This is a genomic window from Haloarcula argentinensis DSM 12282, assembly GCA_000336895.1.
GTDB classification, from domain to species: domain Archaea; phylum Halobacteriota; class Halobacteria; order Halobacteriales; family Haloarculaceae; genus Haloarcula; species Haloarcula argentinensis.
This window is the reverse complement of record AOLX01000023.1, coordinates 198,098-217,856: the sequence shown is the minus strand read 5'-3', so window position 1 is coordinate 217,856 and position 19,759 is coordinate 198,098. Positions and strand designations below refer to the sequence as shown.

General features: G+C 61.8%; 21 protein-coding genes. 13 read left to right on the top strand and 8 right to left on the bottom strand.

What is annotated here, in order from left to right:
- Positions 1-27 precede the first annotated feature (27 nt).
- Positions 28-225 (top strand): hypothetical protein, encoded by a 198-nt coding sequence (locus C443_RS14150; protein ID WP_005537206.1) that lies wholly within the window; start codon positions 28-30, stop codon positions 223-225.
- A gap of 57 nt (positions 226-282) precedes the next feature.
- On the opposite strand, the gene C443_RS14145 is transcribed toward C443_RS14150, so the two are convergent.
- Positions 283-714, bottom strand: coding sequence for a universal stress protein (locus tag C443_RS14145; RefSeq protein WP_005537205.1), 432 nt, complete (start codon positions 712-714; stop codon positions 283-285).
- Between the two features lie 176 nt (positions 715-890).
- Here C443_RS14145 and C443_RS14140 point away from each other — a divergent pair, with 176 nt between their 5' ends.
- Positions 891-1,754, top strand: coding sequence for an ATP-grasp domain-containing protein (locus C443_RS14140; protein WP_005537204.1), 864 nt, complete (start codon positions 891-893; stop codon positions 1,752-1,754).
- A 52-nt stretch (positions 1,755-1,806) separates the two neighbouring features.
- Here the strand turns inward: C443_RS14140 and C443_RS14135 are convergent, their stop codons facing one another.
- Positions 1,807-2,193, bottom strand: coding sequence for an Hsp20/alpha crystallin family protein (locus tag C443_RS14135; protein ID WP_005537203.1), 387 nt, complete (start codon positions 2,191-2,193; stop codon positions 1,807-1,809).
- 201 nt (positions 2,194-2,394) lie between these two features.
- Between C443_RS14135 and gap the strand changes: the two genes are divergently transcribed.
- Positions 2,395-3,399 carry a type I glyceraldehyde-3-phosphate dehydrogenase gene (gap, locus tag C443_RS14130; protein ID WP_005537202.1) on the top strand — a complete coding sequence of 335 codons (1,005 nt, stop codon included), beginning with the start codon at positions 2,395-2,397 and terminating at the stop codon, positions 3,397-3,399.
- A 323-nt stretch (positions 3,400-3,722) separates the two neighbouring features.
- On the top strand, positions 3,723-4,925 hold the full coding sequence (locus C443_RS14125; RefSeq protein WP_188852574.1) for a phosphoglycerate kinase: 1,203 nt from the start codon (positions 3,723-3,725) through the stop codon (positions 4,923-4,925).
- Here C443_RS14125 and C443_RS21790 read toward each other — a convergent pair.
- A complete protein-coding gene (locus C443_RS21790; protein ID WP_005537200.1) occupies positions 4,922-5,068 on the bottom strand; it encodes a hypothetical protein in 147 nt (48 codons plus the stop codon). The two genes, C443_RS14125 and C443_RS21790, sit on opposite strands and share 4 nt — an antisense overlap.
- A 128-nt stretch (positions 5,069-5,196) precedes the next feature.
- On the opposite strand from C443_RS21790, the gene C443_RS14120 reads away from it, so the two are divergent.
- On the top strand, positions 5,197-5,775 hold the full coding sequence (locus tag C443_RS14120; RefSeq protein ID WP_005537199.1) for a riboflavin synthase: 579 nt from the start codon (positions 5,197-5,199) through the stop codon (positions 5,773-5,775).
- Here the strand turns inward: C443_RS14120 and C443_RS14115 are convergent.
- On the bottom strand, positions 5,772-6,806 hold the full coding sequence (locus C443_RS14115; protein ID WP_005537197.1) for a PrsW family intramembrane metalloprotease: 1,035 nt from the start codon (positions 6,804-6,806) through the stop codon (positions 5,772-5,774). The two genes, C443_RS14120 and C443_RS14115, sit on opposite strands and share 4 nt — an antisense overlap.
- A 166-nt stretch (positions 6,807-6,972) precedes the next feature.
- Here C443_RS14115 and pdxT point away from each other — a divergent pair, with 166 nt between their 5' ends.
- From pdxT to C443_RS14100, 3 genes are all read left to right on the top strand, one after another.
- Positions 6,973-7,566, top strand: coding sequence for a pyridoxal 5'-phosphate synthase glutaminase subunit PdxT (gene pdxT, locus C443_RS14110; RefSeq protein WP_005537196.1), 594 nt, complete (start codon positions 6,973-6,975; stop codon positions 7,564-7,566).
- Positions 7,567-7,602: 36 nt separating this feature from the next.
- Positions 7,603-7,899, top strand: a complete 297-nt coding sequence (gene hisE / locus C443_RS14105; RefSeq protein WP_005537195.1) for a phosphoribosyl-ATP diphosphatase — start codon at positions 7,603-7,605, stop codon at positions 7,897-7,899.
- A gap of 62 nt (positions 7,900-7,961) precedes the next feature.
- The gene (locus tag C443_RS14100) at positions 7,962-9,899 is read left to right on the top strand and encodes a response regulator (RefSeq protein ID WP_005537194.1); all 1,938 of its coding nucleotides are present in this window, start codon (positions 7,962-7,964) and stop codon (positions 9,897-9,899) included.
- 5 nt (positions 9,900-9,904) lie between these two features.
- Here C443_RS14100 and C443_RS22175 read toward each other — a convergent pair whose 3' ends face one another.
- Together C443_RS22175 and C443_RS14095 are read right to left on the bottom strand one after the other, a co-directional pair.
- Entirely contained in the window at positions 9,905-10,036 is a 132-nt protein-coding gene (locus C443_RS22175; protein WP_005537193.1) for a hypothetical protein, read from the bottom strand.
- Positions 10,037-10,190: 154 nt separating this feature from the next.
- Entirely contained in the window at positions 10,191-10,508 is a 318-nt protein-coding gene (locus C443_RS14095) for an ASCH domain-containing protein (RefSeq protein WP_005537192.1), read from the bottom strand.
- Positions 10,509-10,602: 94 nt separating this feature from the next.
- On the opposite strand from C443_RS14095, the gene C443_RS14090 reads away from it, so the two are divergent.
- Complete coding sequence (locus C443_RS14090; RefSeq protein WP_005537191.1) at positions 10,603-11,598, top strand: NOG1 family protein; 996 nt, start codon at positions 10,603-10,605, stop codon at positions 11,596-11,598.
- 173 nt (positions 11,599-11,771) lie between these two features.
- On the opposite strand, the gene C443_RS14085 is transcribed toward C443_RS14090, so the two are convergent.
- Together C443_RS14085 and C443_RS14080 are read right to left on the bottom strand one after the other, a co-directional pair.
- On the bottom strand, positions 11,772-12,482 hold the full coding sequence (locus tag C443_RS14085) for an SIMPL domain-containing protein (RefSeq protein WP_005537190.1): 711 nt from the start codon (positions 12,480-12,482) through the stop codon (positions 11,772-11,774).
- Positions 12,483-12,543: 61 nt separating this feature from the next.
- Complete coding sequence (locus C443_RS14080; protein WP_005537188.1) at positions 12,544-13,824, bottom strand: TIGR00341 family protein; 1,281 nt, start codon at positions 13,822-13,824, stop codon at positions 12,544-12,546.
- 147 nt (positions 13,825-13,971) lie between these two features.
- On the opposite strand from C443_RS14080, the gene engB reads away from it, so the two are divergent.
- The 4 genes from engB to C443_RS14060 all read left to right on the top strand — a co-directional run bounded on the left by engB (position 13,972) and on the right by C443_RS14060 (position 19,472).
- Entirely contained in the window at positions 13,972-14,589 is a 618-nt protein-coding gene (gene engB, locus C443_RS14075; protein ID WP_005537187.1) for a GTP-binding protein EngB, read from the top strand.
- A 249-nt stretch (positions 14,590-14,838) separates the two neighbouring features.
- Complete coding sequence (locus C443_RS14070; protein WP_005537186.1) at positions 14,839-15,975, top strand: hypothetical protein; 1,137 nt, start codon at positions 14,839-14,841, stop codon at positions 15,973-15,975.
- A gap of 330 nt (positions 15,976-16,305) precedes the next feature.
- Positions 16,306-18,156 (top strand): DNRLRE domain-containing protein, encoded by a 1,851-nt coding sequence (locus C443_RS14065; RefSeq protein WP_005537185.1) that lies wholly within the window; start codon positions 16,306-16,308, stop codon positions 18,154-18,156.
- A complete protein-coding gene (locus C443_RS14060) occupies positions 18,153-19,472 on the top strand; it encodes a cohesin domain-containing protein (RefSeq protein ID WP_005537184.1) in 1,320 nt (439 codons plus the stop codon). Before C443_RS14065 ends, C443_RS14060 begins: the two co-directional genes overlap by 4 nt.
- The last annotated feature ends 287 nt before the right edge of the window (positions 19,473-19,759 follow it).

The following is a 19,759-nucleotide window of genomic DNA, read 5'->3' as shown; positions in this document are numbered from 1 at the left end:
TTGCACCCGTCCCACGTACTTCCTCGTATGGTACTCCGACTCGCACTCCTGGCCCTCGGCGTCCTCGAACTGCTCCGGCCCCGGAAAGTCGTCGACTTCTGGATGGGGCTCGCAACGACAGATGGTGGCGAGATCAACCTCCGCCCGTGGGTGTACAGCGCCGCCCGGGTTGAGGGCGCGCTCCTCGTACTGTGGGTGCTCCGACGAAGTCGTAGCGGCGAGTGACTCAGCAGAACGGCCCGCCACACCACACTGGTGACTGGCGCTGCTACCGGTTGCCCGCTACGTGTCGCCGGACAACTGGACCGTCAACACCGGCACGTCCGCCGTCCGAACGACCTTCTCGGTGACGCTCCCCAGTAGAAACCGATCCAGACCGCTCCGGCCGTGGGTTCCCATGACGATCATATCAACACCCGCAGCCGCTGCGTAGTCGATAATCTCCTCGTATGGGTCGCCCATTCGGTGCTCGGCGACAACGGCCGCGCCGTGGTCGGTGATCTCGTCGACAGTCTCGTCGATGACTTGTTCAGTCTGTTCCTGTAGCGATTCGATGGTCGTTGCTTCTGCCGCGGCACTCCCGAGATACGTCGAGTCGACGACAGAGAGCACGTGAATCGTCGCGTCGTGCGTCTCCGCCAGTTTGAGCGCGTGTGCGAGCGCCTCGTCTGCGCCGTCACTCCCATCGGTCGGAAAGAGGAGGTCGTCGTACATGTGTGGCCTATTTTACCCAATATACTTAATATTTGTCTGACAATTTCGAATATAGTCGTATATTCATCCACACTACCCGATATTCTGTGGGTTGTAGTGGCCGGAGGGCGGCGGGCGACGGGGCTTCGACTGTGGGGCTGCGAGCGTGTTTTATTCCTCCACGACAACGAAACGCCATGCACAGGCTGGCCGTCGCCACGAACGCCGAGACCTTCGAGCGGATGCAGGCCCCGCTGGCGGCCCGCGATATCGAGGTGGGCCACGTCGAGACAGCCGAGCGGACGCTCCCACTCGACGAGAGTCCCTTCAGCGAGTACGACGTGGGCTTCGTCTACCCCTCGCGAATTATGGAAGGTGCGGTCGTCGATGCCATGCTAGACGTGCCGTGGGTCAACGACCGCGAGGCCATTCTCCGTTCGCGGAACAAGGCCGACGTACTGGCGCGTCTCGGCCGGGCAGGCGTTCCAGTTCCCGAGACCGTCGTCGTGTCGAACCCGGCGAGCGAGGCCGAGCTAACGGCGGCTTTCGAGCGGTTCGACCCGCCCGTGGTCGTGAAGCCGAACTCGACGACCCGCGGCGTCGGCGTGGCCAAGGCCCACGATCTGGATTCGTTTCTCGGCATCGTCGACTACCTCGATCTGGTCCACGACTACCGCGCGGTCGGCGACCAGTCGTTTCTCGTGCAGGAGTACATCGCCGACGCCGCCGACTACCGCGTGATGATCGTCGACGGCGAGTACGTCGGGGCGGTCGAGCGCCGCCTCCCCGAAGCGAGCCGCGAACAGGGCCGATGGAAGCACAACGTCCACCGCGGGGCCGAGGCTGAAGGGCAGGCACTGCCAGCAGCGCCGCGGGAACTAGCCGAAGACGCGGCCGACGAGCTGGCGATTCCGTACCTCGGCGTCGACCTGCTGGTAACCGATGACCGTGCAGTAGTCAACGAGACGAACGCCCGCCCGACGATCGACTCGGCGACGAAGTACGAGGACGGCTTCTGGGACGACCTGGCGGCGTTGATACGGCAAACGGCGGAGCAGTAGCGAAGCGAGTGCGCTGTTTTCGGTTTAAAAAACAGACGGTGTACTGTGCGCGCTACAGTTCGATGTCCGCGGAGTCCTCTTCGGAGTCGAAGGTGACTTCGAGGATGCCGTTGTTGTACGTCGCGGCGGCGGAGTGTTCGTCGACGCGGGTCGGCAGGGTCAGTCGCTCGTGGTACTCGCGCTCTGGACTTTCGGCGTTGATCGTGAGGACAGTGCCGTCGCACTTGAGGTCGATCGCGTCCTTGTCGACACCCGGAACGTCGGCGACGACCCGGATCTCTTCGTCAGTTTCGTGAACGTCGACGTGGAGATCGGCCCCGCCGCCACCGGTGTCCCGGTCGATGTGGACGTCGCCTTCGGCCCCCATCATCTCGTCCATCATCCGCTCTATTTCCCGGAAGAACTCGTCGAACGGGTCGTCACTGTCATCGCGTCTCATTCCTATAGACCAGTACGTCCGTCCGTTTCAAAAGCCTTCGGACGAACCTAGTCCCTGTTAGCTGACACTGTCGAGGGGGCACCCTCAGTCGGGCTAGCACCCTCACTATTAATCATTCGAGCTCGAACACGCATAAACAAACACAAATTTACAACAAATCCGAAAACACTTTACACTGACCGACTGCCTCTCTAGACACCAATGAGTGAGCCAGTCCGCGTCGGCCTCAACGGCTTCGGCCGTATCGGCCGCAACGTATTCCGCGCATCGTTACACAACGACAACGTCGAGGTCGTCGGCATCAACGACGTGATGGACGATTCGGAGATCGATTACTTCGCCCAGTACGACACTGTCATGGGCGAACTCGAAGGTGCCAACGTCGACGACGGCGTCCTCACGGTCGAGGGAACCGACTTCGAGGCGGGCATCTTCCACGAAACCGACCCCACACAGCTCCCGTGGGAAGACCTCGATGTGGATGTCGCCTTCGAAGCGACCGGCATCTTCCGCACCAAGGAGGACGCGAGCCAGCACCTCGACGCCGGGGCCGACAAGGTCCTCATCTCCGCGCCGCCGAAGGGCGACGAGCCGGTCAAGCAGCTCGTCTACGGCGTCAACCACGACGAGTACGACGGCGAAGACGTCGTCTCGAACGCCTCCTGTACGACCAACTCCATCACACCGGTCGCGAAGGTCCTCGACGAGGAGTTCGGCATCAACGCCGGCCAGCTGACGACGGTCCACGCCTACACCGGCTCTCAGAACCTGATGGACGGCCCGAACGGCAAGCCCCGCCGTCGCCGCGCGGCCGCCGAAAACATCATCCCGACCTCGACCGGTGCCGCGCAGGCAGCCACCGAGGTCCTGCCGGAACTTGAGGGCAAACTGGACGGGATGGCCATCCGCGTCCCGGTTCCGAACGGCTCCATCACCGAGTTCGTCGTCGACCTCGACGACGACGTGACGGAAAGCGACGTCAACGCCGCCTTCGAGGAGGCCGCCGCTGGCGAACTCGAAGGCGTGCTGGGCGTCACGAGCGACGATGTCGTCTCCTCCGACATCCTCGGAGACCCGTACTCCACACAGGTCGACCTGCAGTCGACGAACGTCGTCTCCGGGATGACGAAGATCCTCACGTGGTACGACAACGAGTACGGCTTCTCGAACCGGATGCTCGACGTTGCCGAGTACATCACCGAGTAAGAGCCGAAACGGTTTGCAGCGCCAGTAAAGTTTATAATTATTATTCACTAAAGACACCATACACAGAGAGCCCGAGCCAGTACCTAACTACTGGTCGGCTCTGTGTGTCGGCACAAGCCCGTGTTCGCAGCCGGCGCGCCGTGTCCCGGCGTCGGCTGTGTACGGCGCAAGTGTCCCCACCAACTCCCCACCCCACCCCACCCCTCTCCCACCCTCACTTTTGCGTTGGCAACCAGAGTAGATACCGGTGCTACTCCCCCAGCAGGCCACTCGCTGTTCGGACTCGGAAACCGTTAAGCGGCCGGCAGGTGTCCTCTCGAATGATGACTTTCCAGACGCTCGATGATCTTGACGACGGACAGCGCGTTCTCGTCCGTCTCGACCTCAACTCACCGGTCGAAGACGGCACCGTACAGGACAATCGACGGTTCGACCGCCACGCGGAGACGATCAGCGAACTCGTCGACCGCGGGTTCGAGATCGCAGTGCTGGCCCACCAGGGCCGCCCGGGCCGCGATGATTTCGTTTCGCTCGAACAACACGCAGATATCCTTGCCGACCACATCGACCACGATGTGGACTTCGTCGACGAGACCTACGGGCCACAGGCGATTCACGACATCGCTGACCTCGACAGCGGCGACGTACTCGTGCTGGAGAACACGCGGATGTGCGACGACGAACTGCCCGAGGAAGACCCCGAAATCAAGTCACAGACGGAGTTCGTCCAGACGCTGGCCGGGGAGTTCGACGCCTACATCAACGACGCCTACTCCGCGGCCCACCGCTCGCACGCCTCGCTCGTGGGCTTCCCGCTGGTGATGGACGCCTACGCCGGCCGCGTGATGGAAACCGAGTACGAGGCCAACACCGCCATCGCCGAGAAGGAGTTCGACGGGCAGGTGACGATGGTCGTCGGCGGGACGAAGGCCACCGACGTCATCGACGTGATGACTCACCTCGACGAGAAGGTCGACGACTTCCTGCTCGGCGGCATCGCGGGCGAACTGTTCCTGCGGGCCGCTGGCTACCCGGTCGGCTACGACATCGACGACGCGAACCTCTACGACGAGCAGTGGGAGGAAAACAGCGAAAAGATCGAATCCATGCTCGAAGACCACCGCGACCAGATCACGCTCGCAGTCGATCTGGCCTACGAAGACGACGGCGACCGCGCCGAGCAGGCTGTCGACGACATCGAGGAGAAGCGCGTCTCCTACCTCGACGTTGGGAGCGAGACGGTCATGGAGTACTCACCGATCATCCGCGACTCCGAGGCCGTCTTCGTGAAGGGCGCGCTGGGGATGTTCGAGGACGAGCGGTTCTCGGTCGGGACCGCCGGCGTGCTCGAAGCCATCGCCGACACCGACTGCTTCTCCGTCGTCGGCGGCGGCGACACTTCGCGAGCTATCGAGATGTACGGAATGGAAGAGGACGAGTTCGGCCACGTCTCTATCGCGGGAGGGGCCTACATCCGGGCACTGACCGGCGCGGAACTGGTCGGCGTCGAAGTGCTACAGCGTTAACTGCGGCCTTTCGTCTCGGCGTGTCGCAGGTCCCAGTCCTCAATTAGTTCGTCGGGCACCTCGACGATTCGCCCGGCTTCGGTTGGCTCCGTCCGTGCGTGACGGCCAGTCCAGTCGTGGTCAGCGTCGGGCGTGGCTGCCATACACCGCGTTACCAGCGGCGAGGATAAATTCCTTCTGCAATATTGGTGTAAACAATTACTCGGTTCCGAGTCTATATTACGTCTCCGGGAAGCGAAGTGCTTTCCGCCAGCCGCGCCGTATCTGGCATATGTTCACCGGAATCGTCGAGACGACCGGCGAGGTGCAGGCGGTTATTGACGACGAGGGCGGGCGTCGGATGCGGATCGGCGCGCCGTTCGAGGGACTCGACCACGGCCAGTCGATCAGCGTCAGCGGCGTCTGTCTCACTGTCGAGAAGGCAGCCGACGGCGAGTGGTTCGAGGTATTTCTCGCTCAGGAAACCCTTGCCCGGACGTTCTTCGACGATCTTGCAGGTGGTGATCAGGTGAACCTCGAGCGGGCGATGCCCGCTGACGGCCGATTCGACGGCCACATCGTACAGGGCCACGTCGATACGACGGCCGAAATCGTCGGTATCGAGCAGGAAGGCGAGGACTGGACGTTCACGTTCTCTCTGCCCGAGGACCATCGGGACTATCTAGTCCAGAAAGGATCGATAACGGTCGACGGCATCAGCCTGACTATTGCCGACCGGCGCTCCGAGGAGTTCGACGTGGCGATCATCCCGACGACGTACGCTGAGACAACGCTGTCGGAGAAGTCGGTCGGCGATCCGGTACATCTGGAGGTCGACGTAGTCGCGAAATACGTCGAACAGCTGGTTTAAGGGTCGAACTCGGTCTGTTCCGGCCGAAGCGCAGTCTCGTCCGGGTCCTCGTGAGCGCGCTTGTAGGCCCGCCGGTAGGTGTGAACTTTCTTCAGCAACAGCAGGCCGAAGAACGAGTCGTACACGATGACGAATCCGAAGAACGCAACGAGGAAGTCGACGTTGTATATCGTGGCCACGATGGCGGTAACTGGGCCGGCCAGCGTGTTGTAGACGGCGTGGATGAGCGAAGCGATGAGCAGTCCCTTCAGCACGATTGGGCCGGCATCATCGGGGTTGAACTTCGCCAGACCGAGGTAGTAGCCGGCGAAGGCCGAGTAGATGACGTGTCCCGGTCCTGCGAGTGCTCTGACCGCGGTGATGTCACTACTGGCCGCGAGTAACTCAACCGTCCCCGTAGCCATCTCGGCGTTTTGGGTGATATACAACGCGTTTTCAATGGTCGCAAAGCCAAGGCCGGCGGCAGCACCGTACACTGCACCGTCGACGACGGCGTCGAAGCGATTGTCACGGAAGGCGTACAGGCGCACCGCCAGCAACTTCACTGTCTCCTCGACGGGACCGACGATGAGGAAGAAAACGAACACCTGACCGAGGAACGGGACCAGACCGAATCCGGAGCCGATAGCCTGCACCGGCTCGCCCAAGCGGCCGTTGAGAATACCGGCAAAGCCGGCAAACAGCACGCCCAGAAGGAACGTCCCCACGAGCAGCGTCAGCGGTTCCTCCGTGGTCACATCAGCGTAGTAGATGTAGGCCGCGAGACCAAACGCCGGCACAGCAGAGAGAATTGCTATCCCGGCAAACAGCGGCTGGTCGCTGAGTGCGCCGAGGCTCCCGAACGCCACCTGCAAGAGGAGAATCAGAATGGCCGCAAGGATGACCAGATACCGCAGCGTCCGTATTCCGATGTGGTAGAGCCAGTGGGCGAACCGGTCCAGCGTCGACCGGGGCTCCCAAGTCGATATCTCGTAGAGGTCAGCAGACCCGTCCGCGTTTACCTCGACCGGGTCCTGCCGTCGCTTTCCCATGTGCCACGTCTACAGTCCGCCTCACCTAACCGTTTGGTTCGGTTATGACCGAGCGAGCACTGGGCGGCGGTATGGCTGTCACTGTATTCAGTCAGGACAGTCCCTGCCAGAACGGACACTTGCAGGAGACGAGAGGCTTTTCGCACGGGGTCACCAACAGGGATATATGACGCTACGCGCGGGTGTACTCGCGGTTCAGGGCGATGTCTCTGAACACGGGGACGCAATCGAGCGGGCAGCAACGGCCCACGACCGGACTGCGGAGGTCGTCGAGATACGCGAAGCAGGGCTGGTCCCGGACTGCGATGTCCTGTTGCTACCGGGCGGGGAATCGACCACGATTTCGCGGCTTATCCACCGGGAAGGCATCGCAGAGGAAATCGAATCTCATGTCGAGGCCGGCAAGCCGGTGCTGGCGACGTGTGCCGGGCTCATCGTCAGCGCGACCGATGCACAGGACGACCGCGTCGACACGCTGAACGTCATCGACGTCTCCGTCGAACGCAACGCATTCGGGCGACAGAAGGACAGCTTCGAGGCCCCGCTTGACGTGACCGGGCTCGACGACTCGTTCCCGGCGGTGTTCATCCGCGCACCGGTCATCGACTACGTGGGCGAGGATGTCGAAGTGCTGGCGACGTGGGACGACCGCCCGGTGGCCGTCCGTGATGGACCGGTCGTCGGCACGTCGTTCCACCCCGAACTGACCGAGGACCCGCGCATCCACGATCTGGCCTTTTTCGACTCGGTGGAGTCGTAGCGACGGCCTGAAGGCCCCGCTGACCGAACGGCGGCTATGAGCGACGACACCGGTGACGTCATCGACGAACTGTTCGCTGTCATCGAGGACCGCAAGGCGAACCTGCCCGAGGACTCCTATACTGCGTCGCTGTTCACCCACGAGAAGGGCGAAAATGCCGTGCTGGAGAAACTCGGCGAGGAGACCACGGAACTGATTCTTGCGGCCAAGGACGACGATACCGAGGAGTTGGCACACGAATCGGCCGACATCGTCTATCACCTGCTCGTTCTGCTGTCGATGAAGGAGATGGATGTCGACGATTTGCGTACAGAACTGGCCAAGCGGCGGTAAGGCGACCCGTCACCAGGAGGGGGCACGATAGATTGACACGGACACAGTTCATATCAGGAGGTATGGGCCATGTGGTGTCGGGCGTTACAGTCCTCTGTGTCGACGACGAACCATCGTACGCCGACCTCATCGCGACACATCTCGAACGCAACGACGAGGCGATCGACGCCACCGGTGTCACGAGCGCTGCGGACGGGCTGTCGTATCTGGATGAGCACGACGTAGACTGTATCGTCAGCGACTACGACATGCCCGGTATCGACGGGCTGGAGTTTCTGGAAACAGTCCGCGCCAGAGACCCGGACATGCCGTTTCTGCTGTTTACAAGCCAGGGGAGCGAGTCGCTCGCGAGCGAGGCAGTCTCGGCCGGCGTCACTGACTATATTCAAAAAGGACATGGATCCCAGCAGTACGCCGTACTCGCGCAGCGAATCCGAAACACAGTCGAACGAGTCAGAGCGAAAGCAACAGCCGACGCCGCACAGACACGGACGAAACAGATTCTCGACGCAACGAGCGATGCGGTCCTCGTCAGCGTCGCCGACACCGTCGTGTACGCGAACCCGGCGGCAGTTGATCTGTTCAGTGCCGCCGACAGCGACGAACTCCACGACCGGCCGCTGACTGACCTCGTCGAACCGACGGCTGACGCCGGAGTCGAGACCGTCGAACGCGTCGTCGAGGACGACCGGACGGCTGGCCAGGTCAGACGGATGATACGAACGCTGGCCGGCAACAGCGTCCAAGCCAGCATCACAGCGTGTGACGTGACCTGGGACGGCGACGACGGCACAGTGTCGGTCATCAGCGACCGAAGCGATACCGACGAGCGCGAGCATCGACTCGAAGCGCTACACGAGGCCACCCGGCACTTGATGGCCGCCGAAGTCCACAACGAAGTCGCCGGTATCGGTGTCAACGCCGCCGCGGAGATTATCGGACTCGACGCAAACGCCGTCCACCTCATCAACGATGACGGGCAGTTAGAACCCGTCGCCGCGACCGCGTCGGCTCGGGAGTTGGTCGGTGATATCCCAACGTTCGAGCAGGGCGATAGCATCGCCTGGCGGGTGTACGAACGTGGCGAGGCGACTGCAGTTCCAGACGTGCGGCTGGAAGAGGACGTGCAGAACCCCGAGACGCCGATACGCAGCGAGCTATATCTGCCACTGGGGGAACATGGCCTTCTCATCGCTGCATCGGCGACTGTCGACGCTTTCAACGAAGCAGACATCGTCGCTGGACGGGTCCTCGCGGCAAACATGGAGGCGGCCCTCGCCGCCGTCGAGCGCGACAAACAGCTCCGTGACCGTGAGCAGGAACTGTCGACACAAAACGACCGTCTGGAACAGTTCGCAACAGTCGTCAGTCACGACCTTCGCAACCCTCTGAACGTCGCTATCGGTCGGCTGGGTGCGTTGAAAGAGGAGTGTGACGACGACAACATCGCTGCGATAGAGCAGGCACTCGACCGGATGCAGGCGTTGATAGACGACCTCCTGTTGCTGGCCCGGACCGGCGACAGCATCACCGAGATGGAAACGGTGGCACTAGGAACGGCAGTCGAGGACTGCTGGGAGGTCGTCGACACCGGCGACGCAGCGCTGGTGGTCGACACCGACCGCAAGATACAGGCAGATGCGACGCGGCTCAAGCAGTTGCTGGAGAACCTGATCCGAAACGCCATCGAACACAGCGCCACGGACGAGCAGATGCAGTCTGGCGGTGCCAGCGACTACGACGGTCCGGGCGTGACAATAACGATGAGTGCGATTCCGGGCGGGTTCGCCGTCTCGGATGACGGCTCGGGCATCCCCGAATCCGACCGGGAGACGGTGTTCCAAAGCGGCTACTCGACGACGACTGACGGCACCGGGTTCGGGCTCTCGATTGTCTCACAGATCGCCACTGCACATGGTTGGACGGTTACGCTCACTGAAAGCGATGCCGGCGGCGCACGCTTCGAGTTTACCGGCGTCGACGTGGTATCGGAGGAATAGGGCGCTCAGTCGTCGTCTTCGTCGCGGGCTTCACTCATGTGCTCCCAGATTTCGGTACAGCCACAGCCGTCCTCAACGTCCGCGAGATGCGCCCGCTCCGGGTCGTCTGCTTTCGACTTCGCCATCGTCTCTGTCATGTAGTTACTGAGAGTTACCGGAGTTGATAAGGGTTGTCTGCGGTACGGTGGCAGTCTGCTCGGCCGTCGATTCAGTCGCCGACCGTCATCAGACGATGTCGTCTCACTCGTCGATGGGCGTGAATCGGTGCCGGACGACCTCGCTGTCGTCGTCTCACTCGTCGATGGGCGTGAATCGGTGCCGGACGACCTCGCTGTCGTCGTCCCACTCGAAGCTGCCGTGAACCTTTTTCATTCGTTCCTTGTACGCAGCGAGGTCCTCTGACCCCTCTCGCTGTGCGTCCTCGTCAGTCATGTCGCCAAGCGTCCGGTGTGTTACGTCTGTCACCTCGAACTTGGTACCGTCTATCTCGAAGGTATCACCCTCGTCAGCATACTGGTGGCCGCGGTGCATCTGGGTGACCCGTCCCTCGGCGGCCATCTGCTGGACGTGGTCGTTGGGGAGAATCTCGCCGGCGTCAATCTGTGCCATACCGGAACTGTGACCGGGATGGTCAAAAACGTGACTCGCAACAGTTTGGGGCGCGATTGAACGCGCTTTTACGCTCCGGCCGTCAACGGGACCTATGAGCCATCCCTTCGAGGGTCTGCCGACGACGCCTACCGCCGAGGAGCTCGTGGACAAAGCCTTCTCGCGGGCGTCACGCGCCGGCGGGGCCAAGGACGGGAACGAAGCCCAGCAGTCGATGCTGATGACGGCGTCGAACATCGCCTCCGACAACATGGAGAACGTGGTGACCGCGTGGCCGACGATTGACGACCTCGATCCCTTCTACGTCGAACTCGCCGACGCCGTTGTCGGCGAGGCCTACCCCGCGGATGACGACCCCGGTATCGACGCGCTGAAACAGCACCTTTCGGAGATCTCGTGGGCCGCCGACAAGGTCGTCGAGATCCGTCAGGAGTACGAGAGCCGCGTCGCCCGCGGCGACATCGACACCGCCCGGAAGCTCCGCAAGCAGGCCTTCGCCCGTATCGCCGACGTCGTCGAGGAAGTCGAAGACGACCTCGCCGCCGTCTCGACCGCGCACAACGCCCTCAAAGACATTCCCGACATCCGCCCGGACGAGCCGGCCATCGTCGTCGCCGGCTACCCCAACGTCGGCAAGTCGTCGTTCGTCAACCGCGTCACGCGGGCCGACAACGAGATCGCCTCGTATCCGTTCACGACGACGCAGATCCGTGTCGGCCACTTCGAGGACCAGCGCATCCGCTACCAGCTCGTCGACACGCCCGGCCTGCTTGACCGCCCACCGGAGGACCGTAACGAAATCGAGTCACAGGCCGTGAGTGCGCTCGAACACCTCGCCGACGCGGTCCTCGTGTTCATCGACCCAAGTGGCGAGTGTGGCTATCCGCTCGCGGACCAGCTGGAACTGCGAAACGCCATCGAAGCGCGCTTCGACGTGCCGGTGCTGACCATCGCGAACAAGAGCGACCTCTCGACTGATGTCGAGGCTGACCACTACATGAGCGTCACTGAAGACGACAACGTCGACGGCGTGTTGCAGGCCGCTATCGACGCGGTGGACTACGAACTCGAACTGCCGTTTGACGAGTAGCGAGACGCCGACCAACGGAAGGCGTCTCGTAGACCCCGAGCGGGGAGCGTAGCGACCCGCGAGGACTGCGGTCGCCGTCGCGAGGACTGTGGACACTCGCAGAAGGACTGCAGCCATTACCAAGCGGCCGTTTGAAAACACGAAAAGGAACCGCAGTGGTGAGTAAGAACGGCTTATTCTAGTTCGTACGTGACACTAACCGAGGCGTCGACGGTGACGTCGCCGGGCTGGATGTTCGTCCGTCCGCCGGCATCGGACGCCATTGCTTCCGCGTACACGACGGGGCGACCGTGGTCGCTGGTCTGGACCGTGACAGCGTCACCGACAGCTCGATCCTCCGCAGCGGCGACGACTTCGGCGTCCGTTCGGGCGTTGTCCATGGCGGTCGTCAGGGCTTCTTCGCGGGCGTCCTGCCTTGTCTCCTCACTCAGCGAATAGCGCACGCCCTCGACGCGGTCTGCGCCGGCATCGACCGCGGCATCGATGAGTTTCCCGGCAGTTGAAACGTTGCTCGTTTCGGCCTCGACGGTGTGGATAGCCACGTAGCCAACCTGTTCGCGGCCCTCTCTACTCTCCTCGTACTCGGGGCGGATCTGGAACCGCGAGGAAGTCACGTCTGCGCCCTCGGCTTCCAGCGCCGACGTAATCGCGTCGGCATCGCCGCTGAGGTTGTTGCGCGCCGCTTCGGCGGTCTCACCGCGGCCCACGGCGGCGACGGTGACAGTTGCACGGTCGGGCGCGCGTTCGACGGTCGCATCGGCGTTGACGCTCACGGTCGAATTCGTCGACGGTGCGACGGTTCCAGTATCCGCGAGTGCGAATCCAACGCCACCGGCGACGAGCAATGTCAGCACACCAGCGATTGCGAGTGGTCGTGATACCATATCATCTCCGACACACCCCGCGGTATTTATGCCGTCGAACGCTCAAAGTCGGTTTTGAGCGTTAATCGCTGCGTTCGATAGTGACGTAGTGGACTTCCGTCGTGACGTTCCGGCCGGCCTGTTCGTCGGCTATCGCGTCCAGTCGGTCTACGAGCGTCGGCCGCGTCGCATCCGGCGGCAGGCCGACGGTGACAACGACGCGGCGGGGCTGTTGGAAGATCGCGGTGTTGGTGGACTCGACTTCGACCGACAGCACGCTGGCAGGCGGGCTGACGCTTCCCTCGATGCCCTCGCGGATGTCCGACTCCGTCGTCGCCTGCTGGTAGGAGTCGAAGGTGACGCCGCCCAGAAACGCCGACAGGACGAGTATCGACAGGACGAGAACGCCGATGCGTTTGAGAGTCGCCGATCGCGCGTCGCTCTCCTGAAACCAGTGTTCCGGGCGGTAGCCCTGGTACCAGAGTCCGACGAGGACTGCGAGGTTGATCGAGAGAACGTTCACTAGCAGAAGCACGGCAGACCCGAGGCTGACGAGCGGCTGGCCCCAGGCTATGCCGATGCCGACCGTAGCCGCCGGCGGGATGAGTGCGACGGCAATCATGACGCCGACCAGTGCCGTCGAGACGCCGCTGGTGAGGCTGACGACGCCGGCCGCGCCAGCGCCGAGTGCGACGATCAGTGAGAGGAAGTCGGGGGCGATCCGCTCACGTATCTGGCCGACCGAGGTCACGTCAGCGAGCGGCGGGATGACGTTGGCGTGCCGGACGAGCAGGGCGAAGGCAGTCGCGCTCGCCACGGCGAGTCCGAGCCCGATGGCCTGAAGTTTGATGCCCTGTGCGAACATCTCGTGGTCGTCGACAACGGTGCCGACGTTGGCGGTCATCGCCGGGCCGATGAGCGGTGCGATGACCATCGAGCCGACGACGACGGCCGGCGAATCGAGCAGGAGCCCCGCAGTCGCGATAATCGCGCTGATGACGGTCATCAGCGCGTAGTTCGACATCGAGGGCGCGAGATCGTTTGCCTTCGATGTGAGTTCTTCCCGGGCGATGCGGTCTTCGTCTTCCTCCTCGGCGTACTTCTCTTCTAGCTTGTCGAACTGGCTGGAGATGACAGTGTTCGCGTCCACGACGACCGTGTAGCCGTCGTCGTTGATGCCGACATCCCGTAACTCTTCGAGGACTGGTTCGAGCGCGTTTGTCGGGACTGGAAAGGTGACGACAGCGGTGAACTCCCGACCGCTCGTCTCGTCGGTGAGCACGTAGTCGATGCCCTCGTCGGCTAACACACCTAACACGGCATCACGCTTCCCGGTCGGAATCAGTATCTGTACCAGCCGCACGGCTCCGGGTGGGACCCGCGAGGGTAAAAAAGCGGCTAGTTAGCGGGTCGCGGGTGCAGAACTGGATTGAAATGTGATCGTGAATCACGAAACAGTCGGTCCCCGCGAAACGGACGCGCTTTTCCCCGCTGGCGGAGTACACGGGGTATGTTCGAGTCACGACCGGACCGGGACGCCGAGGTGGTGCTCGTCGGTCGGTCAAACGTCGGGAAATCGACGTTGATGCGCGAGATAACGGGCCACACGTTCGACACAGGCCAGCGACCCGGTGTCACGCGTTCGCCCAACCACTTCGACTGGGCCAGCGCCGACTTCGTTATCAGTGACCTCCCCGGCTTCGGGTACATGAAAGGCGTCCCCGAAGACGTCCGCGAGGAAATCAAGACCGACGTGGTCCAGTACATTGAGCGGAACGCCGAGCAGATTCTCGTCGGTATCCTCGTCGTGGACGGCAAGTCGGTTATCGATATCATTGACCGTCACTCCGGCCCCGACGAGATCCCCCACGACGTGGAGATGTTTCATTTCCTCCGGGAGGTCGGCGTCGAACCGGTCGTCGCTGTCAACAAGATGGACAAGGTCGACGACGAGGATGAACGCCTGAATGAACTCTGTGACCGCCTCGGTCTGCATCCGCCGTGGCAGCAGTGGCAGGAAACTATCGCACCGATCAGCGCAAAGCGTGGCTCCACCGAGCCACTGAACGAAGCCGTCCGACACCACCTCCACGAGGTCCAGCGGGACGATCTGTTTCAGTTCTTTTAAGCGGCTAAATCGTTCATAACCCAGCCTTACCCGAAGATATCCCGTGTGACGGCTGGACTCCAGCGTTTGGTATCATGCATCGTCTCGGACTGTATATATTGCTTTCAAGCACTAATCATTCGTTAGTAGTGAGCCGTGGCATATTGTCGCATATATAACAATATGCAGTAACCGCGTACAGACGAGAACGATGAGTCAGATGATTGTCTATCTCGGCCCGATACCGGGCCAGCATCTATCGGGGTGGCTATGAACCAACGCTCGTACGACTTCTTTGGCGACGTTGTCGTAACGGTTCTCGGGGCTGGCGGTCGGACGAGCTGGCAGTACCAGAAGATGTACGATCAGTTCGAGACCGACACACCTGTCAACGATCCCGACATCGTCATCGAGGAGACGACAGACGAGGTCCACGCGGAGATCGTTCTCGGGAACCCTGACGACCATTACGCCTGGACTGGCGACGAGTTCGTCATCCGAAACGGGGCGGACTTCATGGCGGTGACGCCGGGCTGGCAGCACATCCGAGTGACACACGGCTTCGAGCCGTTTTACTCCATCTATCCGGTCGAGTTCTACATCCGACAGCAGCGGGCTGCGCGACAGCAGGCACTGATACACGCCTCGGGCGTGCGACTCGACGGCCGGACGACGCTGTTTCCGGCCTGGCGCGGAGCCGGCAAGACCAACACCCTGCTGTCGCTGTTGCGCGAGGGTGCGGACTTCCTCTCCGACGATCGGCTCTGGGTCGGCGCGGACGGCACGGCTGTCGGCTACCCGCTCGGTGTGAACCTCCAGTCGTTCAATATTGAGTCGTTCCCCGAAATAAAGCGACAGCACGACACGGAACTGGACCGGCTGCGCAGTGAACTCCACGGATTTATCGACGAGCGAGTCGACAGAACAGGTTCGTTCCCGGAAACAGCGCTCAACTTCCTGAACGAGACGTTTCTCGGCGACGATAGCCGGGAGTTCACGAATATCTCGGACCTGTATCCGTGCGCGGAATATGTCGAGCGGTCGACTGTCGATTCCGTCGTTTTCCTTCAGGCCGCACCGAATCTGGATACAATCACTGTAGAAGGCATCTCGACCAACACCGCGATGTCGGCCACGTCGTCGATCTGTAATTTCGAGTGGGATGGACGGCTCAGGGAGTACTTCCACGCCTACGATTCGCTCGTCGACGACGGCTCGATGGTTGCCGCTCTGGATGCGGTCGTCGAACAGGAGCGAGCGACGTTCCGGGAGCTGTTCGACGACGTTGCGACCTACCGCGCACACATCCCCCGGAAACGGGACTGGGGCGACCACAACCTCGACACCGCCATCGTCGAGGCCGTCGAATCGCTTGACTCCTCGCGTGTGATACAGGCGATGGACTGAGCCGAGTATCGTATGTGCGTCGTGAAAACGGAGTGAAACCGAGAGTGACGGTGAGCCCCCTGGCTGTGAGTCAGTGGATAGTTGTGACGAAGAGTCCCTGTAACGATAGCGCGGAAAAACAACAGCATACTCGCAGTAACCGATCAATAACTAATCGCCGTTCGGCGAACGGGTCTGTGTCCGAGAGCCTAGCAATGTATCGATCATATGCCGAGGCCACCGACCGGTGGCAGACGCAACAGTATTATCGTGGCTGGCGAGACAACAGGTGGATCACAAAGCGATGGGGTTGCGCCCAGACTCACCACAGGACCTGTTCCGGGTGTGAGTATGGACAGTAGCGACAGATCCGAACGGCTGGCCACCACGACCAGACGACGGGTACTCAAAGCCGCCGGTACTGGCGTGGGCCTCACCGCGCTGGGAACCACCGCCAGTACCGGCCAGCAGTCGGACTACTGGACAGTCGTTGCACTGCCGGACACGCAGGTGTATGCCAAAGAGGGAACGCCCTACGGCAAGGACCAGACGCAGTGGATCGCTGACAACGCGGACGCCGAAAACATCGCATTCGTCAGCCACGAAGGTGATGTGGTCGATCACGGCGACGACGACGCGGAGTGGGAGTACATGGACGAAGCCATGGCCACGCTCGACGGAGTGGTCCCCTACGCCACCGTGACGGGTAATCACGACTACGCGACACTATGGGACCGGAATTCCTCTGTTGCCAAGTACCGGGAGTACTTCGGCCCGTCGCGGTACGAGGGACGGGACTGGTTCGGCGGGGCGGGCCCGACTAACGGCGACGAAGGTCGAGACAACCTCAGCACCTACCAGCTGTTTTCGGCCGGTGGCTACGACTTCCTGCATCTCGCTTTAGAGTGGGAGCCACCGGGAACCGTAGACGACCCATCGACAACGCTGGGCTGGGCACAGAGTGTCCTCGACCAGTATCCGGACCGGGCGACGATACTCACGACGCACTCGTATCTCCGCGACGAACCACAACGACGGACCCGGAAGTTGCAGGAAGCGAGCGAGATCGGTAATACGGGTCAGACTGTCTGGGAAGACCTCGTCTCACCGAACGGCCAGATATTCATGGTTCTCTGTGGTCACTGGCACGATGGGACTGGCAAGAGCGGCGGGGAGGCCCATCAGGTGTCGACAAACAACGCCGGCTCGTCGGTGTACGAACTGCTCGCGAACTACCAGTTCCGAGACGACGGCGGGCACGGCCTGCTTCGCTGCATCGAGTTCCGTCCGGGGGACGGTTCTGACGAACCGGATCGGATCCAGGTCCGGACGTACTCGCCGAGCACGGATGAGGAACAGACCGACGACGACTCGCAGTTCGGATTCGACCTCGACTTCGACGCTCGGTTCAGTTCGTCGTCACCCGGGACGCCGACACCGACGGCGACACCGGACACGCCAGACATACCGACTGTCACGTTCCAGCAGGGGACGGACGGCTACAGCGGGACGACTGACACGGAGATACGCGCCGCCGAACCGGAGGCGAGCTACGGCACCGCCGAGACACTGTCTATCGACAGCAGCGATCCGGAGGGGTCGGGCAGTACCACGCAGGTTCTCCTCCGTTTTGACGGTATCATCGGGACAGACGGCGGGCAGATACCGCCCGGGTCAGACGTGAAACAGGCCACTGTAGCGCTTGAAACGTCGGACGGGGGGGATGGCGCAGCGGTCCATCGACTGCGAACGGAGTGGAGCGCCGATTCGACGTGGGCGTCGTTCGACGGTGGCATCCAGGCAGATGGTTCCCAGGCCGTTGCCGAGGCGGTCACACGAACCGGCACGGTAGAGACGGATGAGACTTCGATTGATGTGACGACGAGCGTGCAGGCGTGGGCAAACGGCGCACAGAACGCCGGATGGGTGTTTCGCCCGCTCGGGAACGACGACTGGGACATCCAGAGCGCCGACAGCGCCATCCCACCGACGCTGACTGTCAGCTACACTCCAAGCGAAACGGTGGCCGGTGATGTCGACGGCGACGGTGACGTCGACACTGACGACGTAGGCCGACTCCAGCGGTCGATTGCCGGCGAAGACGTCAACGTTGACCGGGACGCAGCAGACGTCGACGGCGACGGCGACGTCGACATCGGCGATGCCGTTGCCGCCCGGAACTTGGCAGGGGATAACCAATGAGAGCCAGCCGAACGCTTGTTATCGCCGTTGCCCTGACAGTCGTAGTCGGCACGCTCCCGGTGGCGGTCGCTGCCATAGCACCGGGGTCAGCAAGCGCGATTTCGGTCGGTACCACCGTCTCGGGAGCGTCCGGCGACGGCCTCGCCGTTGCTCCCGGTGAAACAGTCACCGTGCAGGTCTGGGCCAACGCAACGGCAGTGCGTGGCTACCAGACCAATGTCACGTTCGACCCAACTGTCGCGGAGATCGACAGCGTTGCCGGCAGCGACGACTTCGACGACCCCGTCACAAACGTGAACAACGAGGCCGGCTGGGTTGCGTTCAATCAGCTTCGGTCCGGGGAGACGGACGCCCCTGTTCTCGCCAAAATCACGTTCACAGTCCCGGAAAATGCGTCTGGGTCCACACAGCTTGACTTCGTCGACGCGGACACGAAACTGTCTGACAGCGACGGCGAGACTGTCACACCCGAAGCCTACAACAGTATTGAGCTACGCGTCGACGCTGGTTCATCGACCTCAACAGACACGGCGACACCATCGGAAACGGACACGCCAACGGCTACGGAAACAGCGACCAATACTGACGATGGAGCAGGAAACGAGACCGACGGTTCTAACGGCAGCAACGACAGCGATAGCAATGATAGCGATGATGACAACAGCGATAACGACGATGATGATAACAACGGCGGTGGGGGCGGTGGGGGTGGAGGCGGTGCTATCTCCCCCACTGAACCATCATTCTCGGTCGTAAACACGTCGCTCAACAGAACATCGGTCGCGCCTAGACAGTCAGTCATGGTGTCCGGAACCATCGAGAATGATGGCGACGACGGCGGGACGTTCGAGGCGCGTGTCTATGATAACGGAACAGTGACGGGGACGAACGCAAGCCTCGAAATCCCGGAGGGTGAACAGCGTCAGGTGAACCTCACGGTCCGGTTCAACTCATCCGGTGTCCACGCCGTGAAGCTCAACACAACCAATGTGGGTAACGTGACCGTTCGAACGGCCAACAGCACCACGAACGGGACGATGAACACAACTGGAAACGAGACGATAAGTGGCACAACAACTGCGACTGTCTCATCGACACCAGATTCGACAGCGTCGACCACTGTGACCGACACCACAACGCAGACTGGCACAGAGACCACAGCTTCGGACGCTGGGACTGTCACATCGACATTCGCCTCAGAGACGCAGACGACAACAACGGATAGCTCCGGCCCCGGATTCGATCTCACTGCCGTTGTCGTCTCGCTATCGCTGTTGCTTGGCTGGCTCGGCTATCGACGGAACGGGGAGCAATGAGTCGCGACTCCAGATAGTCAGTTGTTTCCACCATATTCTGCACGGTGAGAACCTTAGACCGAAAGCGGTCGTTCCGATAGCTGAGTCTTGGAGAGAGTATTCCTGCGAAAAAATACCAGATTACCACGCCAGGTGTGCTGAGAGGGCCGAGTATCCGAGACAGCAACTGTATGAAATCGGTGCAAGACTCTCATGCCCCATCTCTGCGTCGATAACTGTCATTCAGGCGCAGTGCTGTCGCTAATCTGGTGTGTTCTACTGTAGAAGAATTGTTATGGACTCGCCGG